Genomic DNA, 16,817 nt, shown 5'->3' on the forward strand with positions numbered 1-16,817 from the left:
GGACCATGATCAACCTGGAAGTCCCCAAGAAGGCCGGCGCGCTGATCAACCAGGCGTACCAGGCCGCGGCCGAGGTGTTCCGGCCGATCTCGCGCAAGTACGACCGCGCGGAACACACGTACCCGAGCGAGCTCGACATGTTCGCGGCGCTGCTGGACGGCTTGAATTCGTCCGGCGAGGGCGGCGCGGGCGCGGCGGGTGTGCGGCGGTCCGGCAAGGACGACTCGGCCAAGGGAAACCGCAACGGCGCCAACCTGAACGTCGTCCTCGGCACGATCGAGATGTGCTGGGGCGACGTCGGCCTGCTGCTGTCGATGCCGCGTCAGGGCCTCGGCAACGCGGCGATCGGCTCGGTGGCCACGGACGAGCAGCTCGAGCGCTTCTCCGGCATGTGGGCGGCGATGGCGATCACCGAGCCGGCCTTCGGTTCGGACTCGGCGGCGGTCAGCACGACGGCCCGCCTCGACGGCGACCACTACGTGATCAACGGCGAGAAGATCTTCGTGACCTCAGGCGAGCGCGCGGACGCGGTGGTCGTCTGGGCGACGCTGGACAAGAGCAAGGGCCGCGCGGCGATCAAGTCGTTCGTGGTGGAGAAGGGCACGCCGGGCTTCGAGGTGGTGCGCACCGAGCACAAGCTCGGCATCCGCGCTTCGGACACGGCGGTGCTGCGCTTCGAGAACTGCCGCGTGCCTCGCGAGAACCTGCTGGGCACCCCGGAAATCGACACGGCCAAGGGTTTCGCGGGCGTCATGCAGACGTTCGACAACACCCGCCCCCTGGTGGCGGCGATGGCGATCGGCGTCGCCCGCGCGGCCCTCGACGAGACGCGCGAGATCCTCACGTCCGCCGGCATCACCATCGACTACGACCGCCCGGCGAACAGCCAGCACGCGGCCGCGGCGGAATTCCTCCGCCTGGAGGCGGACTACGAGTCGGCGTACCTGCTGACGCTGGAATCGGCGTGGATGGCGGACAACCGCCAGCCGAACTCACTCCAGGCGTCGATGGCCAAGGCCAAGGCGGGGCGCTCGGTGGTGGAGATCGCGCTGAAGTGCGTCGAGCTCACCGGGGCGTACAGCGAAGAGTCGCTGCTCGAGAAGTGGGCTCGGGACGCGAAGATTTTGGACATCTTCGAGGGGACGCAGCAGATTCAGCAGCTGATCGTGGCGAGGCGAATCCTCGGGAAGACGAGCGCCGAGCTGAAGTAAGCGGAAGGGCCGCCCCGGCAATCGGGGCGGCCCTTCCGACATCTCAAGCGATCTGGTCGTCCAGGAACTCGTCCAGATACCGCCACGTCGTTCCCCGGGCCTTCCGCCCCGTCAAGACACCCAGATGCCCGCCCGGCGCCGTCTTGAAGCGGACTTCGGGGGCCTTGTCCAGGAGCTCCACCACGCGCTCCACCGATGGCCTCGGCGCGATCGTGTCGTTCTCGCCCGCCACCACCATCGTCGGCACGCGGACCGAGGACAGCGAAATGATCCGGCCGTTCAGGTCCACCTTGCCCTCCGCCAGGTCGTTCGTGCGGAACAGGCGGTGGTACAGCTGGCCGAACGTGCGGCCCGGGTACGCGTACATGTTGCTCATGAAATGGTCGACGGCCTCGATCTGGGCCAGGTAGTCGCGGTCGTCGAGGTGGGACAAGATCGCCAGGGGCTTGGTGATTTCCTTGCTGATGCCCGTCGCGCGGAACACGCGGCTGACCAAATAGGACGGTGCGCCGCCGAACACGCGGTAGATGGGCGTCAGCAGGTGGCCGCCGGTCAGGTCCACCAGGGGGCGGAACGGTGCCACGATCGGGATCGCCGTGAAGTCGACCGGGGAGCCGATCGCCGTGATCGAGGCGATCGGGAGGTCCGGCTGGTCGGCGTTCACCAGCAGCGAGAAGATGCCGCCCAGCGACCACGACACCAGGTGCACGTCCTGGCCGCCGGCGTCCGCGCTCACGCGGCGGATGGCGCGCGGGAGGACCTCGTCGATCCAGTGCTCGATGCCCAGGCGACGGTCGGAGAACGCCACCATGCCGTAGTCGACGAGGTAGGTGTTGCGGCCGCCGTCGATCAGGTGCTCGATGAGGCTGCAGCCGCGACGCAGGTCGAAGCAGATCGCCGGGGCCGCCAGCGGGGGCACCAGGAGGATCGGCGGCCCGGACACCGTGCCGCCGCTGTGGGTCATCCGGTACAGCGAGCGGTTGGGCCCCTGGTCGATCAGCACCCGCGGCATCGGGCGCAGGTCGGCGACGCCGCCGTGCAGCACCTTGCCGACCACGTTCGACGCCGCGGCGGCCAGCCGTGCGGGTGGTGAAATCATTTGCCTCGTGCCTCCCGAAACCGATCCGGGGGCAATCTTGCCGGGCCGGGCGGGCGGACTCAACATCGGTACACCCGCAAGCACCCGGCAAGCACGTCCAATTCGGACGGTCGCTAGTCCGTCCGAGTTACCCCGGGCCCGCTCTCCGCGGCCCGGGCTTCGTACGCCGCGCGGGCCGGGGAATGGGCTGCTGAAGCCAAAAGCCGTTCCGCCTTCAACGCCCGCGAGAACGCTTCGCCCGCCCGCCGCGGCAGCAGCCGCGTGAGCTTGCCCATAGTGCCCAGCGAGCGGGGCACGAAAACGTCGAAACGAGGTTTGCGCAGCGCGGATACGATGGCGTCCGCCACATCTTCCGGCCGCACGGACTTGAAGAACTTCGCCTCGGCGAGGCCGCTCGCCAGCTCCGTCCGCACGATGCCCGGCATCACGCACGAGACGTGGACACCGCTGCCGTGCAGCTCCAGGTGCACCGCCTCGGACAGCCCGACGACGGCGTGCTTGGTGGCGCAGTAGGTCGCCGCGCCGGGGAAGCCGGCCTTGCCCGCGAACGACGCGATGTTGACGATGTGCCCGGACCGCCGCGGCCGCATCCGCCGCACCGCCTCGCGCGTGCCGTGGATGACGGCGTGCAGGTTGATCTCCAGCTGACGCCGGGTCGTCGCGTCGCTCTCCGTCTCGAGGTCGCCGAGCGGCATGATGCCGGCGTTGTTGATCAGCACGTCGATGCGGCCGTGGCGGCGTTCGACCTCGTCGAGGAACGCGGTGAACCCGGCGAGGTCGGTGACGTCCAGCGGCAGCGCGTCGGCGTCCAGCTCGCCGGCGGTCTTCTCGGCCCGGACCTGGTCGACGTCGCCGATCACCACCTTCGCGCCCAGCCGGGCCAGCGCCGACGCGGTCGCCGCGCCGATCCCCTGCCCGCCCCCGGTGATCACCACGACCTTGCCCGCGAGTTCCATGGCGACTCCTTCGTCTGTTGGCACCGCGTCAACAGTGTCGCCCCTGAAGCGGGACGGCGCCACTCCCCGGGGCAATTTCAGTGGGATTCCCGAGGCGACGACCGGTCCGCCGTTCCTAGCCTGGCGACATCCGAACCGCAAAGGAGCACGGACATGCGCTTGTCCCACATTTTCGCGGCCACGGCACTGGGGATCTCCACCGTGGCGGTGGCGCCGGCCGCCGCCACGACGACGACCCAGCCGACCTGCACCTCCCCGGCACCGGGCGCCTGGACCATCGACCCCGCGACGGCCGCGGCACCGTCCGGGCCGGGCCGCCCGGCGGACCCGGCCACGGCCCGGCGGGTCCGCGCCGGCATCGGCAACTTCGTCGCGTGCGTCAACGCCGGTGACCCCACCAGGCCGGACGACCTCGCCGCCAACCCGGCGGCCACCCTGTTCACGGTCCATTTCATCACCACGTTCATGCACCAGGACAGCTACGCGAGCGTGCCGAGGGTGCTCGGCGGCCTGCGCATCGACCGGATGCGCACCCTCGACGTCGTCGCCTACCCGGACGGCAGCTTCAGCACCGAAGGCACCTACCTCGCCTACGGCCACAAGCTCGTCCACGAACGCTGGTACTGGTGGCCGGACACCGACGGCTACCTGAAGGTGAACAAGCTCGAACCGCTGGCACCGCCCGTGCCGGCGGACGCGGTCCCGCTCGACGTCGAGGTCGGCGACTACTTCTACCGGCCCGCCGCCACCAGCGTGCGCGCGCCGCACGGCAAGGTGGTGTTGCGCTTCCACCAGACCGGCGCACAGCGGCACGAGGCGATCCTGTTCCGGCTCCCCGAAGGCGCCACCGCCGAGGACCTGCTCGGCGGGAAGCTGACCCACGACCAGGTCGTCACCATCGGCCAGGACAACGGCTCCGACGTGATGTCCCTGATGGCGCTGCGGCCGGGCACCTACACGCTGATCAGCTTCGAACCGGGCCCCGACGGCCGCCCGCTCGCCCTGCACGGGATGACCGCCCGGTTCCGGGTCCGCTAACCCACGCGCTGCTCCAGCACCTGGCCGACCCACTCGTCGACGTCGAACCGGACGGTCGGCTTGAACCCCTGCCCCTCGTAGTACCGCTGCAGGTCGCCGTCACCACCCGCCCAACAGTCGACGCGGACCAGGTCGATACCGCGGCGGCGTGCCTCGTCGAGCGCGTACTCGACGAGGCGGCCGCCGACGCGCCGGCCGGCGAACCGCCGCGAGGTGATCAGCAGCCGGATGTACAGCTCCCGCTCGTCGACCGCGGGCACGTGCGGGTCGTGGTCCTCCGAGACGATCAGTGCGCCGGCCGGCTCGCCGTCGACCATCGCGATGCGCAGGCCCGGGTCCGCGGCCATGCCCTGGACCCGGTCGACGCGCTTCGGGACGCGGCTCCACGGCTCGGTCCCCCACTGCTTCGAGCTGCCGCGTGCGGCCAGCCATTCGACGGCCTCGTCGAAGAAGCGCAGCAGCGTGTCAGCATCCCCAGAATCACCCGACCGGATGACGATGTTGTCCATCCCCCTTGTCTACCGCACGGTGAGCACGCGCGGGCCGTCTTCGGTGATGGCGATGGTGTGCTCGACGTGCGCCGCGCGGCTGCCGTCGGCGGTCAGGATCGACCAGCCGTCCTCGGCGTAGCGGTAATCGTCGCCGCCGCGGGTGAGCATCGGCTCGATCGCCAGCGCGAGCCCCGGCTTGAGCCGCATTCCGCGCCCCGGGCGGCCTTCGTTCGGCAGGTGCGGGTCCTCGTGCATCGCGCGGCCGATGCCGTGCCCGCCGTGGTCGTCGAGCATGCCGTGGCCGTGCGCGCGCCCGGCGACGCCGATCGCGTACGAGATGTCCCCGAGCTTCGCGCCCGGCTGAGCGGCGGCGATCCCGGCCTGCAGGGCCCGCTCGGTGGCCTCGATGAGGGCCAGGTCGGCGGGATCGGCGGTGCCGACGACGAAGCTGATCGCCGCGTCGCCGTTCCAGCCGTCGAGGATCGCGCCGCAGTCGATGCTGACCAGGTCGCCGTCCTGGAGGCGGTACGCGGTGGGGATCCCGTGCACGACGACGTCGTTGACGCTGGCGCAGAGGACGTTCGGGTAGGGCGTCGGCGCGGACCGCGGCTGGTAGTGCAGGAACGACGGTTTCGCGCCCGCCTCGCTGATGACGTGGGCGGCGACGTCGTCCAGCTCGCGCAGGGAGACGCCGATCGCGGCCGCCTCCTTGACCGCGTGCAGGGTGTTCGCCACGACTCGCCCGGCTTCGCGCATCATCGCCAGCTCGGACTCGGTTTTGATCTCGACCATGCCGATAACTATACCGGTATAGTTATCGCTGTCCAGTGCGGACAGCTACGCACGTTCAACCGGTGGCTCGGTCCGTGTCATCCGGAGTTCAGGCAGCGCTGATTGACTTCCCCCGTTCACGACCTCTCTCGCGACGAGGACAAATTGACCCAGTCAGTGCCCGACGGCGACGCGCTCGCCGCGTTCGGCGCCGAACTCGCGGAAATCCAGGCCAAAGCCGCGGAAGCCCAGGAAAAACTCCGATCCGCCGTCGCCAGCGTGCAATCGCCGGACGGGTCGGTCTCGGTGACCGTCGGCCCGAGCGGCGTCCTGCAGGACCTCCGGTTCGGCCCGCGTGCGTACGAGCGTCCCCCGCAAGCCCTGTCCGGCCTGGTGCTGCAGCTGATCGGCCGGGCGCAGCAGAAGGTCTCGGCCGAGGTCGCCGACGCGTTCAGCGGCATGGTCGGCGAGAACTCGGCAGCTCGCGAACTCCTCGACGAATTCCTGCCGCAACCGGAAGAGAGCCCGCAGCAGGCGGCCGAGGAGCCTCCGGCGCACCGGCCACCGCCGCCTGGTCCGCCCCAGGCGGGTCCGCCGCAGCCGCAGCGTGGTCAGCCGCGCCGTCGCCCCCGGCCCGAGCCGGACGAGGACGACGGCGAAAGCAATCCCTGGTAGCACGGAGGAGAAACGGTGGTTTCCGGAGCAGGGTTCTCGGTCGACCCGGCCGAGTTGCAGAAGTTCAGCCAGTTCCTGTCGGGCACCACGCAACCGGCGGTGCAGGACGCCGCGAACCGGATGCAGGCGGCCAACGGGTTCGACAACGCCGCGTTCGGCATCCTGCTCGCGCAGGTGCTCGCCGTGCCCTCGCGGGTCACGATGGCCGTCATCACCGGGGAGATCACCAAGCTCGTCGGCGACATCGGCAAGTCCGCGGACGACCTGAAGAAGGCCGCCGAGACGTACGCGACCCACGACGCGAACACGGCACAGGGCTTGAGCACCTTCGAAACGGAGCTGGGCAAGTGACCGTTCCCATCACGTCCGCGAACTCCACCACGGGCGCCGGCGTCTTCGACAGCTGGAAGCAGGTCGGGGACTCGATCGGCAAGGTCCAGACCGAGCACGGCGGCGACCTCGCGGCCGTCAGCGTGGAGCTGGGCATCAACGTCATCAGCGCCGTGCTCGACACCGTCGCGTTCGCCATGGACCCGCTGGCCAAGCTGATCGCCGCGGGACTGGGCTGGCTGATCGAGCACGTCTCGTTCCTGAAGTGGCCGCTCGACCAGGTCGCGGGCAACCCGTCGGAAGTCACGAAGGTCGCCAACGAGCTGCACAAGATCGGCGAGAGCCTGCGCAACACCAGCGAGGACCTCGACAAGACGCTCAAGGCCACGATCACCCAGTGGCAGGGCAAGGGCTACGACAGCTTCCTGAAGTCGATCAACGACCGGAAGGGCTGGATCGACGCCAACGCCAAGGCGGCCGACGTCGCCGGCTACATGGTCGAGACCACCGGGGCGCTGATCGGCGCGGTCCGCGCGCTGTTGCGCGACATCATCACGACCATCCTCGGCGACATCATCTCCACGATGCTGATCGCGCTCGCCCTCGCCATCCCCACCTTCGGCGCCTCGATCGCGGTCGGGGTGACCAAGTGCGTCGCGACGGTCTCGGTGCAGGTCGCGGCGATGATGGCGAAGCTCGCCAAGGTCGTCGCCTACGCCGGCCGCACGCTGGCCCGGCTCACCGGGCTGTCGAAGCTGGTCAAGGGCAAGCCTGGCTCGTCGTCGAGCGCGGGCCACGAGCTGACGCCGGTGCCGCCGCCGGGCACCGCGATCACCCACGACCGCCCCGGTGGCGGCGCCACCCCCAGCACCCGGCCCCCGGGCGACGGCACGACCCCGAACTTCTCGCGGCCGCTGCCCCCGCCGGGCACCGCGGTCACCCACGACAACCCGGGTGGCGGCGCCACGCCGAGCACCCGGCCGCCGGGTGACGGGACCACGCCGAACTTCTCCCGGCCCCTGCCGCCCCCGCCCAAGCCGGCGCCGCCGAAGTCGCACCTGAGCGACCACGACATCTCGACCATCAAGAAGCACGAGGACTGGCTGAAGACCAAGTTCGGCGACAGCTACCAGAAGATGAAGTTCGCCGACGACTGGATCAAGAAGAACCACCCGGACTACTACCCGATGCTGAAGGCGCTCTCCGACGCGAAGAGCTCGAAGAACTTCGTGGGCTGGGCGGGCAAGGACATCGTGCAGGTCGACCGCGGTCTCACCGACATCCAGATGCAAGCGGAAGCCGCGTGGGCCGAAGAAGACAAGAAGCAGCAACAGCAACAACCGCAGTAACCCACGAGGGGCACCTCCCGCCGGAGGTGCCCCTCGTGCGGTCAGGCGACGCCGAGGTGGCGTGAGATCAGCATCTTCTGGACCTCGCTCGTGCCCTCGCCGATCTCCAGGATCTTCGCGTCGCGGTAGAAGCGGCTCACCGGGAACTCGTTCATGAACCCGTACCCGCCGAAGATCTGCGTCGCGTCGCGGGCGTTGTCCATCGCCGCGTTGGAGGCCACCAGCTTGGCGATCGACGCCTCCTTCTTGAACGGCTCGCCGCGCAGCATCTTCGACGCCGCCTGGTAGTACGCCAGGCGGGCGGTGTGGGTGCGGACCTCCATGTCCGCGATCTTGAACTGGATCGCCTGGTACTCCCCGATCCGCTTGCCGAACGCGACCCGGTCCTTGACGTACTTGAGGCATTCGTCCACGCAACCCTGCGCCAACCCCACCGACAACGCGGCGATCGCGACCCGGCCCTCGTCCAAAATGGACAGGAACTGCGCGTACCCGCGGCCGCGGACACCGACCAGGTTCTCCACCGGGACGCGGACGTCCGAAAAGGACAGCTCGTGGGTGTCCGAGCAGTTCCAGCCGACCTTGGAGTACTTCGGCGCCACCGCGAAGCCCGGCGTGCCGGACGGGATGAGGATCGCCGAGATCTCCTTGCGGCCGTTCTCCATCACGTCGGTGACCGCGGTGGCCGTGACGAACCGGGTGATGTCCGTGCCCGAGTTCGTGATGAACGCCTTGCTGCCGTTGACGACCCACTCGTCACCGTCCTGCCGGGCGCGCGTGCGCGTGGCGCCGGCGTCCGAGCCGCCGCCCGGTTCGGTCAGGCCGAAGCCGCCCAGCGCCGTGCCCGCGCACAGGTCCGGGAGCCACTTCTCCTTCTGCTCCTGCGTCCCGAAGCGGTAGATCGGCATCGCGCCGAGGGAGACGCCGGCCTCCAGGGTGATCGCGACCGACGAGTCGACCCGCGCCAGCTCCTCCAGCGCCAGGCACAGCGCGAAGTAGTCGCCGCCCATCCCGCCGAACTCCTCGGGGAACGGCAGGCCGAACAGGCCCATCTCGCCCATCTTCGCGACGATCGCGTACGGGAACTCTTCCTTCTCGTACAGCTCGCCGATCACCGGCGCGACCTCGCCGCGCGCGAAGTCCTCGACGGTCTTGCGGAGGGACTCGTACTCCTCGTCCAGGCGGAAGTCGATCACGGCTGCTCCTCTTGGGGGCTGACGACGGCTAGGGTTTCGTCCAGCGCGACCTGTTGGCCGGCCCGGACGGGGAGTTCGCTGACCACGCCGTCGATCGGCGCGGTGACCGTGTGCTCCATCTTCATCGCTTCGACGACCAGCAACGGCGTCCCGGCCTTGACGACGTCACCCGCGGCGACCTTCACCACGAGCACCGTGCCCGGCATCGGGCTGGTGACCGGACCCGCCCCGGCGGCCTCGCCGCGTGTCGCCAGCACGAACTCCTGCTCCCCGAACGGGAAACTCAGGCCGTCGCGCGCCAGCCAGACCGTCCGATCCGGACCGCAGGCCTGGCGGTAGCGGTGGAACCCGCCCGCGTGCCGGATCTCCAGGACGTCGCCGTCGCGCCGGGCCGACACGTGGACCGGGGAAGCGTCGTCCACGAACACCGTCGCCGAAGACGGCGTGCCCTGCACCCGGACCACCGCGCGGGCGGTGCCGGACTTCAGCCGGAACGTCACCCCGCCGGAGCCGCCCATCCGCCAGCCGTCCGGCACGTCCCACGGGTCGACCACGGGCCCGGACGGCTGCAGCTCGAGGAACCGGTCGAGCGCGGCCGCGACGAAGAACTCCGCGGGCACCTCGGAGGAGACGAGCTCCGACAGCCGCCGGTCGACGAGTTCGGTGTCGAGCTTGCCCGCGCGGACGTCGGCGTCGGCCAGCAGCCCGCGCAGGAACGCGGTGTTCGTGCCGATGCCCAGCAACGCCGTGTCGGCCAGCGCCAGGTCGAGCCGGTGCAGCGCGGCCGCGCGGTCCGGGCCCCAGGCGATCACCTTGGCCAGCATCGGGTCGTAGTTCGAGCCGACCACCGCGCCCGGCGTCATCCACGAGTCGACGCGGACGCCGTCGCCGGACGGCTCGTGCACGGCCAGCACCGTCCCACCGGTCGGGATGAACCCGCGCGCCGGGTCTTCGGCGTACACCCGCGCTTCGACGGCGTGTCCCTCTAGGACGACGTCGTCCTGCTGCACGGTCAGGTGTTCCCCGGCCGCCACCCGGACCTGCCACTCGACCAGGTCGAGGCCGGTGACCAGCTCGGTGACCGGGTGCTCGACCTGCAGCCGGGTGTTCATCTCCATGAAGAAGAACTCGTCCGGGTCGTGCGCCGACATGATGAACTCGACGGTGCCGGCGCCGACGTACCCGACCGAGCGCGCGGCCTCGGCCGCCGCTGAGCCCATCTTTTCGCGCGTCGCGGCGTCGAGCAGGACCGACGGCGCTTCCTCGATGATCTTCTGGTGCCGCCGCTGCAGGCTGCACTCGCGCTCGCCGAGGTGGATGACGTGGCCGTGCGTGTCGGCCAGCACCTGGATCTCGATGTGCCGCGGGGTCGTGACGAACCGCTCCATCAGCAGCGTGTCGTCGCCGAACGAGCCCTTGGCCTCGCGCCGCGCCGACTCGATCGCGGCGTCCAGTTCCTCGGGGGCGTGCACCAGCCGCATCCCCTTGCCGCCACCGCCGGCGGACGGCTTCAGCAGGAGCGGGTAGCCGACTTTCGCGGCCGCCGAAGCGAAGTCACCGTCCGGTATGTCCACATCGGACGCACCGGGCACGACGGGCACGCCGGCCTTCGACACCGTCGCTTTGGCGCGGATCTTGTCGCCCATGGCGTCGATCGCCGCCACCGGCGGGCCGATGAACACCAGCCCGGCGGCCTCGCAGGCCCGTGCGAACTCGGCGTTCTCGGCCAGGAAGCCGTAACCGGGGTGCACGGCCTGCGCACCGGACGACACCGCGGCGTCCACAATGGCCGGGATGTTCAGATAACTGCGGGCGGCTTCCGCCGGGCCGATGCGCACCGCCGTGTGCGCCTCGCGGACGTGCCGCGCGTCGGCGTCCGCGTCGCTGTATACCGCGACCGCGCGGATGCCGAGGGCCCGCAGCGTGCGGATGACCCGGACCGCGATCTCGCCCCGGTTCGCGACCAACACTGAGTCGAACATGCCCCTCACATCCGGAAGACGCCGTAGTTGACCTCGGCCAGCGGTGCGTTGGCCGCGGCCGAGAGGGCGAGGCCGAGCACCGTGCGGGTGTCCGCCGGGTCGATGACGCCGTCGTCCCACAGCCGCGCGGTGGAGTAGTACGGGCTGCCCTGCGCCTCGTACTGCTCGCGGATCGGGTCCTTGAACGCCTCTTCGTCCTCTGTGGACCATTCGCCGCCGCGGGCCTCGATGGCGTCACGGCGGACCGTCGACAGCACCGACGCCGCCTGCTCGCCGCCCATCACCGAGATCCGCGCGTTCGGCCACATCCACAGGAACCGCGGCGAGTACGCCCGGCCGCACATCGAGTAGTTGCCGGCCCCGAACGAGCCGCCGATCACGACGGTCAGCTTCGGCACCCGCGCGCACGCCACGGCCGTGACCATCTTGGCGCCGTGTTTGGCGATACCGCCCGCCTCGTACGCGCGCCCGACCATGAAACCGGTGATGTTCTGCAGGAACAGCAGCGGGATCGAGCGCTTGTCGCACAACTCGATGAAGTGCGCGCCCTTCATCGCCGACTCGGCGAACAGGACGCCGTTGTTCGCGACGATGCCGACCGGGTGGCCGTGGATCCGGGCGAACCCGGTGACCAGCGTGGCGCCGTACTCCTTCTTGAACTCGGCGAACCGGCTGCCGTCGACGATCCGGGCGATCACCTCGCGCACGTCGTAGGGCACGCGCGGGTCGGTCGGCACGACGCCGTACAGCTCGGCCGGGTCGACGGCGGGCGCTTCGGTCGGCAGGACGTCCCACGGGCGCGGGGTGCGCGGCCCGAGCGTCGAGACGATCGACCGGACGATCCGCAGCGCGTGGGCGTCGTCGTCGGCCAGGTGGTCGGTGACGCCGGACTGCCGGGCGTGGACGTCGCCGCCGCCGAGCTCCTCGGCCGTGACGACCTCGCCGGTCGCCGCCTTCACCAGCGGCGGGCCGCCGAGGAAGATGGTGCCCTGGTTCCGGACGATGACGGCCTCGTCGCTCATCGCGGGAACGTACGCGCCGCCCGCGGTGCACGAGCCGAGCACGGCGGCGATCTGCGGGATCCCGCGCGCGGACATCGTCGCCTGGTTGTAGAAGATCCGGCCGAAGTGTTCACGATCCGGGAACACCTCGTCCTGCCTGGGCAGGAACGCGCCGCCGGAGTCCACCAGGTAGACGCACGGCAGGTTGTTGTGGAGGGCGACCTCCTGGGCGCGCAGGTGCTTCTTCACGGTCATCGGGTAGTAGGTGCCACCCTTGACGGTGGCGTCGTTGGCGACGACCACGCACTCCCGGCCGGAGACCCGCCCCACGCCGGTGATGATGCCCGCCGACGGCGCTTCGTCGTCGTAGAGGCCGTTGGCGGCCAGCGGGGCCAGTTCGAGGAACGGCGAGCCCGGGTCGAGCAGTGTGTCGACGCGGTCGCGCGGCAGCAGCTTGCCGCGCTCGACGTGCCGCGTGCGGGCCTTCTCCGGCCCGCCCAGCCGGGCGGCCGCCAAGCGTTTGCGGAGGTCTTCGACCAGCTCCGCGTGTGAGGTGGCGTTGCGGGCGTAGGCCTCGCTGTCCGGGGCAGCCGTAGTCCCCAGTGCCGGCGTGTCCATGGGCTCCCTCGAAGTTAGCAGGCGTTAACCTCCGCTCCGATGTTAGCGACCGCTAACGTGGGTGTCCAGTCGCCGGATCGCGCGAACGGCCACCCCGGCGGACCGGGGTGGCCGTCTCGGACTCCGCTCAGCCGATCGCCGCGCGCAGCGGGGCGTAGTAGCCGCCCGACTGCCCGGCCGCGGTCGGGTGGTAGGACTCGATCACCGGCCAGGTCAGGCTGTGCAGGTAGTCGTCGGCCGACGAGCAGATGTTGTGCCCGGCGAACGACGGCCGCACGTCGACGAAGGTCGCGCCCGCCGAGCCCGCCCGCGACTGGATCACCGACGCGAGCGCGTCGGCACCCGAGTTGATCGCGGACCGCTTGGTATCGCTCAGCCCGACCCAGCAGGAGCCGGGCACGGTGTAGAAGCGCGGGTAGGACAGGACGACGAGCCGAGCGCCCGGCGCCTTGGCCTTGATCGCGTTGTAGGTGTTGGTCAGCAGGGCCGGCAGCGTGTTGTTCACGTACGTCTTGGCCGTGTTGACGCGGTTCACGCAGTCGGCGTCACTGCCCAGGGTGCAGGTGGTGATGACGTCGGTGAACCCGGCGTCGTTCCCGCCGACGGTCACCGTGACGAGCGTGGCCGACGAGGGGATCGAGTTCGCCTGGTTGATCACGTCCCCGGTCTTCGCGCCGGAGCACGCCAGGAACGTGAACGAGGTTCCGCTGTGGGCGTTGGTCCACAGCTGCGGATAGGCCTTGGAGCTGCGGTAACAGCTCCCGGAACTGCCGTAGCTGCCGGCCCCGACCCCGGAGGAGTAGGAGTCGCCGAGCGCGGCGTAGACGGTCCCGGCGGCTTGGGCGAGGCCCGTGACGCCGAGAGAGGCAAGGACGACGGCCCCCAGGGCCGTGCTCAACCGTAGAAGGGATCGCCTGAAGTTACGGGTGGGAACAGCCATGGGTCACTCCTTTGTGACAGGGCCGACCCAAATAGGACAGCAGGTGAAGGGCTGGCGAGGAACCCCTAGTTACCGGTAGGTACCCACTTAGCCCACACCGGAAGTGTGAAACGTCAGCGATCCGTCAGCCGCACAAGATCAGCAGGTCGCCCCGGGTGGGTTACCCCCAGCCGGACGACGGACGGGGTTCACGCCACGCCCTTGACACCGTGACCGCGTTCGCTAACCTCGTCTGGGAGCGCTCCCAGGATCACGTATTGCTCAAAGGAGAGCAGATGACGCAGTGGAGAAAAGCGTTCGGCGTGCTGGCCGCGGCCGTGGTGGCCGCGAGCGGGCTGGTGGCCTTCGGCGCGACCGGCCAGGTCGCGGCGGCGGCCGGCGGTACGGGCGCCGGGTACCTGCACACCAGCGGCAACAAGATCCTGGACAGCACGGGCGCGACGGTTCGGCTGACCGGCATCAACTGGTTCGGGATGGAGACCGACAACAAGACCTTCCACGGCCTGTGGTCCAGCCGGACCTGGCGCCAGCAGCTCGACCAGATGGCCCAGCTGGGCTACAACACCCTGCGCGTGCCGTTCTCCGACGACGCGCTGAAGCCCGGAGCCACGGCCACCGGCATCAACGACTACACCAACCCCGACCTGATCGGGCTGTCCCCGCTGCAGATCCTCGACAAGGTGATCGGCTACGCGGGGACGAAGGGGATGCGCGTCATCCTCGACCGGCACCGGCCGACCAGCGCGGGGCAGACCGCGCTCTGGTACACCGCCGGCGTCCCGGAAAGCACCTGGATCAACGACTGGAAGACCCTCGCCCAGCACTACGCGGGCAACACCACGGTCATCGGCGCGGACCTGCACAACGAGCCGCACGCCGAGGGCACCAACCCGGCCGCGACCGGCGCGTGCTGGGGCTGCGGTGACACCGCCCGCGACTGGCGGCTGGCCGCCGAACGCGCCGGCAACGCGATCCTGGCCGTGCAGCCGAACTGGCTGATCTTCGTCGAGGGCGTGAGCTGCCCGAGCGGCGGGCTGTCGAACGTGTGGGACGGCGACCCGTCCAACGACGAGGACTGCGGCTGGTGGGGCGGGAACCTGTCGAAGGCGGGCGAGTTCCCGGTACGCCTGTCGGTGGCCAACCGGGTGGTGTACTCCCCGCACGAGTACGCCACGTCGGTCTACAACCAGCCGTGGTTCAGCGCTCCCGACTACCCGGCGAACCTGACGGCGATCTGGGACCACTACTGGGGCTACCTGTACAAGCAGAACATCGCGCCGCTGATGATGGGTGAGTTCGGCACCACGCTGGCGAACCCGGTCGACAAGGTGTGGCTGGAAAAGCTGATGGCCTACACCGGCACCGGCGTCAACGGCATCTCGTTCACCTACTGGTCGTGGAACCCCAACTCCGGGGACACCGGGGGCATCCTCAACGACGACTGGACCACGGTCAACCAGGCGAAGCAGAGCATCCTCCAGCCGTACCTCATCCCGCCCACCGGCGGCGGCCCCGACCCGACGACGACCACCCCCACCACCACGACGACCGGCGGCGGCACGGGCGGGTGCAAGACGGCGTGGAAGCTGGACAACTCCTGGCAAGGCGGCTTCCAGGGCACGTTGACCGTCACCAACACCGCGACGAGCGCCGCCAACCCGTGGACGGTCGTGTTCACCCTGCCCGCCGGGGCGACCGTCGTCAGCGGCTGGAACGGCACCTTCACCCAGGCCGGCACCACGGTCACAGTGAGCGCGCCGTCCTACAGCCCGTCCCTGGGCGCGGGAGCGGCGGTGGCGCTCGGTTTCACCGCCAACGGCCCGTCGGGCACACCTTCGGCCGTCAAGCTCGGCTCGGCGGCCTGCACCACCTGACCGGCCCCTGGCTGCGGTGCCCGCCGGGTACCGCAGCCAGGGTCCCCTCGACGAGCCGGGTGAGCAGGCTCACAGCGCGAGCGGACCGGCGAACCGGGACGTTAGCGCTCGCTAACCTGCCGCTCTAAACTGACCGGATGCCGGCCAACCCCACCCCTCTCGTGAACGGCGAGAAGGCGAGCAGGCGCGAACAGATCCTGTCCGCGGCCGCCGAGCTGTTCGCCCACCACGGCTTCCACGGCGTCGGCATCGACGACATCGGTGCCGCCGTCGGGATCTCCGGCCCCGCGCTCTACCGGCACTTCCGCAGCAAGGACGCGATCCTCGGCGAGATGCTGAACTCGATCAGCCGCTACCTGCTCGACGGCGGCACGGCCCGAGCCGCCCACCCGGGTGAACCCGACGACACGCTGACCGGCCTCGTGCGGTTCCACGTCGATTTCGCGCTCGCGCACCCCGCCTTGATCACCGTTCAGGAGCGCAACCTCGCCAACCTCACCGACGCCGACCGCAAGCAGGTGCGCGCGCTCCAGCGCCAGTACGTCGAGGTGTGGGTGCGGGTCATCCGCGAAGCCGTCCCGGAGCTGGGGGAACGGCAGGCGCGGTCGGCGGCACACGCCGTGTTCGGACTGATCAACTCGACGCCGTACAACCGCCATCTCGGTGACGATGAACTGGCCGAACTGCTCTGCCGGCTCGCGCTGGGTGCCCTTCGCGCGGCCTGAAGGTCATCGGCGGATCAAGGTGTGCCGCCGAGCGCCGTCGTGGTGTTTGATGGGGCACGTGGACCCGGATTGGAGCGAGCAGGAGCGCCGGCTCGTCGAGAAGGCTCAGCGCGCGTTGACCGCGCTGAGCCTCGGCGACGACGCCGAAGCGCTGGGCGAGGTCGCCCCGTCGGCCGCCGAGCCGCAGGCCCGCGCGGACGAGACGAAGGCCCTCATGCTGCTGCTCTTCGGCGAGTGCAGCGCGATGGTCTCCACCCTGGGCGACGGCGGCAGCGCCCCGGTGAAGGTCCAGGTGTTCGACGAGGACGGCGAAGAGGTCTCGATCGACCAGGCCGACCCGCCGGTGCGGACCGCGGTCCGGACGCTGCTCGCCGAGGTCCACGGCAACACCGAAGCCGCGCAGGAACAGGTCGAGATCGCCCTCGCCAACGCGGCCCCGGACGAGGTCGACAGCCTCGTCCTGCAGGCACTGCGCTGGACCATCCGGCTGTCGGTCGAATGCCTGGACCGGGACCTCCCGGTGGCCCCCTGGATCTCCGAAGCCGTCTCCGACTAGGGGCC

At 70.1% G+C, this 16,817-nt stretch carries 16 protein-coding genes; 8 read left to right on the plus strand and 8 right to left on the minus strand.

Annotated elements, in window-relative coordinates; translation table 11 throughout:
- The first annotated feature begins 5 nt into the window (after positions 1 to 5).
- Positions 6 to 1,211, plus strand: a complete 1,206-nt coding sequence (locus H5965_RS28150) for an acyl-CoA dehydrogenase family protein (RefSeq protein ID WP_310973331.1) — start codon at positions 6 to 8, stop codon at positions 1,209 to 1,211.
- A 43-nt stretch (positions 1,212 to 1,254) separates the two neighbouring features.
- Here the strand turns inward: H5965_RS28150 and H5965_RS28155 are convergent, their stop codons facing one another.
- Complete coding sequence (locus tag H5965_RS28155; RefSeq protein ID WP_310973333.1) at positions 1,255 to 2,310, minus strand: alpha/beta hydrolase; 1,056 nt, start codon at positions 2,308 to 2,310, stop codon at positions 1,255 to 1,257.
- A 113-nt stretch (positions 2,311 to 2,423) separates the two neighbouring features.
- Positions 2,424 to 3,266: an SDR family oxidoreductase gene (locus H5965_RS28160; protein WP_310973335.1), complete on the minus strand. Its 843-nt coding sequence runs from the start codon at positions 3,264 to 3,266 to the stop codon at positions 2,424 to 2,426.
- 153 nt (positions 3,267 to 3,419) lie between these two features.
- Between H5965_RS28160 and H5965_RS28165 the strand changes: the two genes are divergently transcribed.
- Positions 3,420 to 4,304, plus strand: a complete 885-nt coding sequence (locus H5965_RS28165; protein WP_310973337.1) for a hypothetical protein — start codon at positions 3,420 to 3,422, stop codon at positions 4,302 to 4,304.
- Here H5965_RS28165 and H5965_RS28170 read toward each other — a convergent pair.
- Both H5965_RS28170 and map read right to left on the minus strand, forming a co-directional pair.
- Positions 4,301 to 4,813: a GNAT family N-acetyltransferase gene (locus H5965_RS28170; RefSeq protein WP_310973338.1), complete on the minus strand. Its 513-nt coding sequence runs from the start codon at positions 4,811 to 4,813 to the stop codon at positions 4,301 to 4,303. The two genes, H5965_RS28165 and H5965_RS28170, sit on opposite strands and share 4 nt — an antisense overlap.
- Positions 4,814 to 4,822: 9 nt before the next feature.
- On the minus strand, positions 4,823 to 5,587 hold the full coding sequence (gene map / locus H5965_RS28175) for a type I methionyl aminopeptidase (RefSeq protein WP_310973340.1): 765 nt from the start codon (positions 5,585 to 5,587) through the stop codon (positions 4,823 to 4,825).
- Positions 5,588 to 5,731: 144 nt separating this feature from the next.
- Between map and H5965_RS28180 the strand changes: the two genes are divergently transcribed.
- The 3 genes from H5965_RS28180 to H5965_RS28190 are packed head-to-tail and all read left to right on the plus strand — an operon-like array spanning position 5,732 to position 7,920.
- Positions 5,732 to 6,241 (plus strand): YbaB/EbfC family nucleoid-associated protein, encoded by a 510-nt coding sequence (locus H5965_RS28180; RefSeq protein ID WP_310973342.1) that lies wholly within the window; start codon positions 5,732 to 5,734, stop codon positions 6,239 to 6,241.
- Between the two features lie 15 nt (positions 6,242 to 6,256).
- Entirely contained in the window at positions 6,257 to 6,592 is a 336-nt protein-coding gene (locus H5965_RS28185; protein ID WP_310973344.1) for a hypothetical protein, read from the plus strand.
- On the plus strand, positions 6,589 to 7,920 hold the full coding sequence (locus H5965_RS28190) for a hypothetical protein (protein ID WP_310973345.1): 1,332 nt from the start codon (positions 6,589 to 6,591) through the stop codon (positions 7,918 to 7,920). The genes H5965_RS28185 and H5965_RS28190 overlap by 4 nt, the downstream gene beginning before the upstream one ends.
- Before the next feature lie 41 nt (positions 7,921 to 7,961).
- Here the strand turns inward: H5965_RS28190 and H5965_RS28195 are convergent, their stop codons facing one another.
- The 4 genes from H5965_RS28195 to H5965_RS28210 form a co-directional block, all read right to left on the minus strand.
- Entirely contained in the window at positions 7,962 to 9,116 is a 1,155-nt protein-coding gene (locus H5965_RS28195; RefSeq protein ID WP_310973346.1) for an acyl-CoA dehydrogenase family protein, read from the minus strand.
- Positions 9,113 to 11,098: an acetyl-CoA carboxylase biotin carboxylase subunit gene (locus H5965_RS28200; RefSeq protein WP_310973347.1), complete on the minus strand. Its 1,986-nt coding sequence runs from the start codon at positions 11,096 to 11,098 to the stop codon at positions 9,113 to 9,115. The genes H5965_RS28195 and H5965_RS28200 overlap by 4 nt, the downstream gene beginning before the upstream one ends.
- Before the next feature lie 5 nt (positions 11,099 to 11,103).
- A complete protein-coding gene (locus H5965_RS28205; RefSeq protein ID WP_310973348.1) occupies positions 11,104 to 12,717 on the minus strand; it encodes a carboxyl transferase domain-containing protein in 1,614 nt (537 codons plus the stop codon).
- A 127-nt stretch (positions 12,718 to 12,844) separates the two neighbouring features.
- Positions 12,845 to 13,615: an SGNH/GDSL hydrolase family protein gene (locus H5965_RS28210; protein WP_310973349.1), complete on the minus strand. Its 771-nt coding sequence runs from the start codon at positions 13,613 to 13,615 to the stop codon at positions 12,845 to 12,847.
- Between the two features lie 317 nt (positions 13,616 to 13,932).
- Here H5965_RS28210 and H5965_RS28215 point away from each other — a divergent pair, with 317 nt between their 5' ends.
- The 3 genes from H5965_RS28215 to H5965_RS28225 all read left to right on the plus strand — a co-directional run bounded on the left by H5965_RS28215 (position 13,933) and on the right by H5965_RS28225 (position 16,812).
- Positions 13,933 to 15,531, plus strand: coding sequence for a cellulase family glycosylhydrolase (locus H5965_RS28215; RefSeq protein ID WP_310973351.1), 1,599 nt, complete (start codon positions 13,933 to 13,935; stop codon positions 15,529 to 15,531).
- 137 nt (positions 15,532 to 15,668) lie between these two features.
- A complete protein-coding gene (locus tag H5965_RS28220) occupies positions 15,669 to 16,256 on the plus strand; it encodes a TetR/AcrR family transcriptional regulator (protein ID WP_310973353.1) in 588 nt (195 codons plus the stop codon).
- Between the two features lie 49 nt (positions 16,257 to 16,305).
- Complete coding sequence (locus H5965_RS28225) at positions 16,306 to 16,812, plus strand: hypothetical protein (RefSeq protein ID WP_013229665.1); 507 nt, start codon at positions 16,306 to 16,308, stop codon at positions 16,810 to 16,812.
- The last annotated feature ends 5 nt before the right edge of the window (positions 16,813 to 16,817 follow it).

This window comes from Amycolatopsis sp. 505, assembly GCF_031625235.1.
Lineage (GTDB): Bacteria > Actinomycetota > Actinomycetes > Mycobacteriales > Pseudonocardiaceae > Amycolatopsis.

Bases quoted from the DNA above. Each gene is read 5' to 3' on its own strand.
- H5965_RS28150 (WP_310973331.1), top strand. From the start codon at position 6: ATGATCAACCTGGAAGTCCCCAAGAAGGCCGGCGCGCTGATCAACCAG.
- H5965_RS28155 (WP_310973333.1), bottom strand. From the start codon at position 2,310: ATGATTTCACCACCCGCACGGCTGGCCGCCGCGGCGTCGAACGTGGTC.
- H5965_RS28160 (WP_310973335.1), bottom strand. From the start codon at position 3,266: ATGGAACTCGCGGGCAAGGTCGTGGTGATCACCGGGGGCGGGCAGGGG.
- H5965_RS28165 (WP_310973337.1), top strand. From the start codon at position 3,420: ATGCGCTTGTCCCACATTTTCGCGGCCACGGCACTGGGGATCTCCACC.
- H5965_RS28170 (WP_310973338.1), bottom strand. From the start codon at position 4,813: ATGGACAACATCGTCATCCGGTCGGGTGATTCTGGGGATGCTGACACG.
- map (WP_310973340.1), bottom strand. From the start codon at position 5,587: ATGGTCGAGATCAAAACCGAGTCCGAGCTGGCGATGATGCGCGAAGCC.
- H5965_RS28200 (WP_310973347.1), bottom strand. From the start codon at position 11,098: ATGTTCGACTCAGTGTTGGTCGCGAACCGGGGCGAGATCGCGGTCCGG.
- H5965_RS28205 (WP_310973348.1), bottom strand. From the start codon at position 12,717: ATGGACACGCCGGCACTGGGGACTACGGCTGCCCCGGACAGCGAGGCC.
- H5965_RS28215 (WP_310973351.1), top strand. From the start codon at position 13,933: ATGACGCAGTGGAGAAAAGCGTTCGGCGTGCTGGCCGCGGCCGTGGTG.
- H5965_RS28220 (WP_310973353.1), top strand. From the start codon at position 15,669: ATGCCGGCCAACCCCACCCCTCTCGTGAACGGCGAGAAGGCGAGCAGG.
- H5965_RS28225 (WP_013229665.1), top strand. From the start codon at position 16,306: ATGGGGCACGTGGACCCGGATTGGAGCGAGCAGGAGCGCCGGCTCGTC.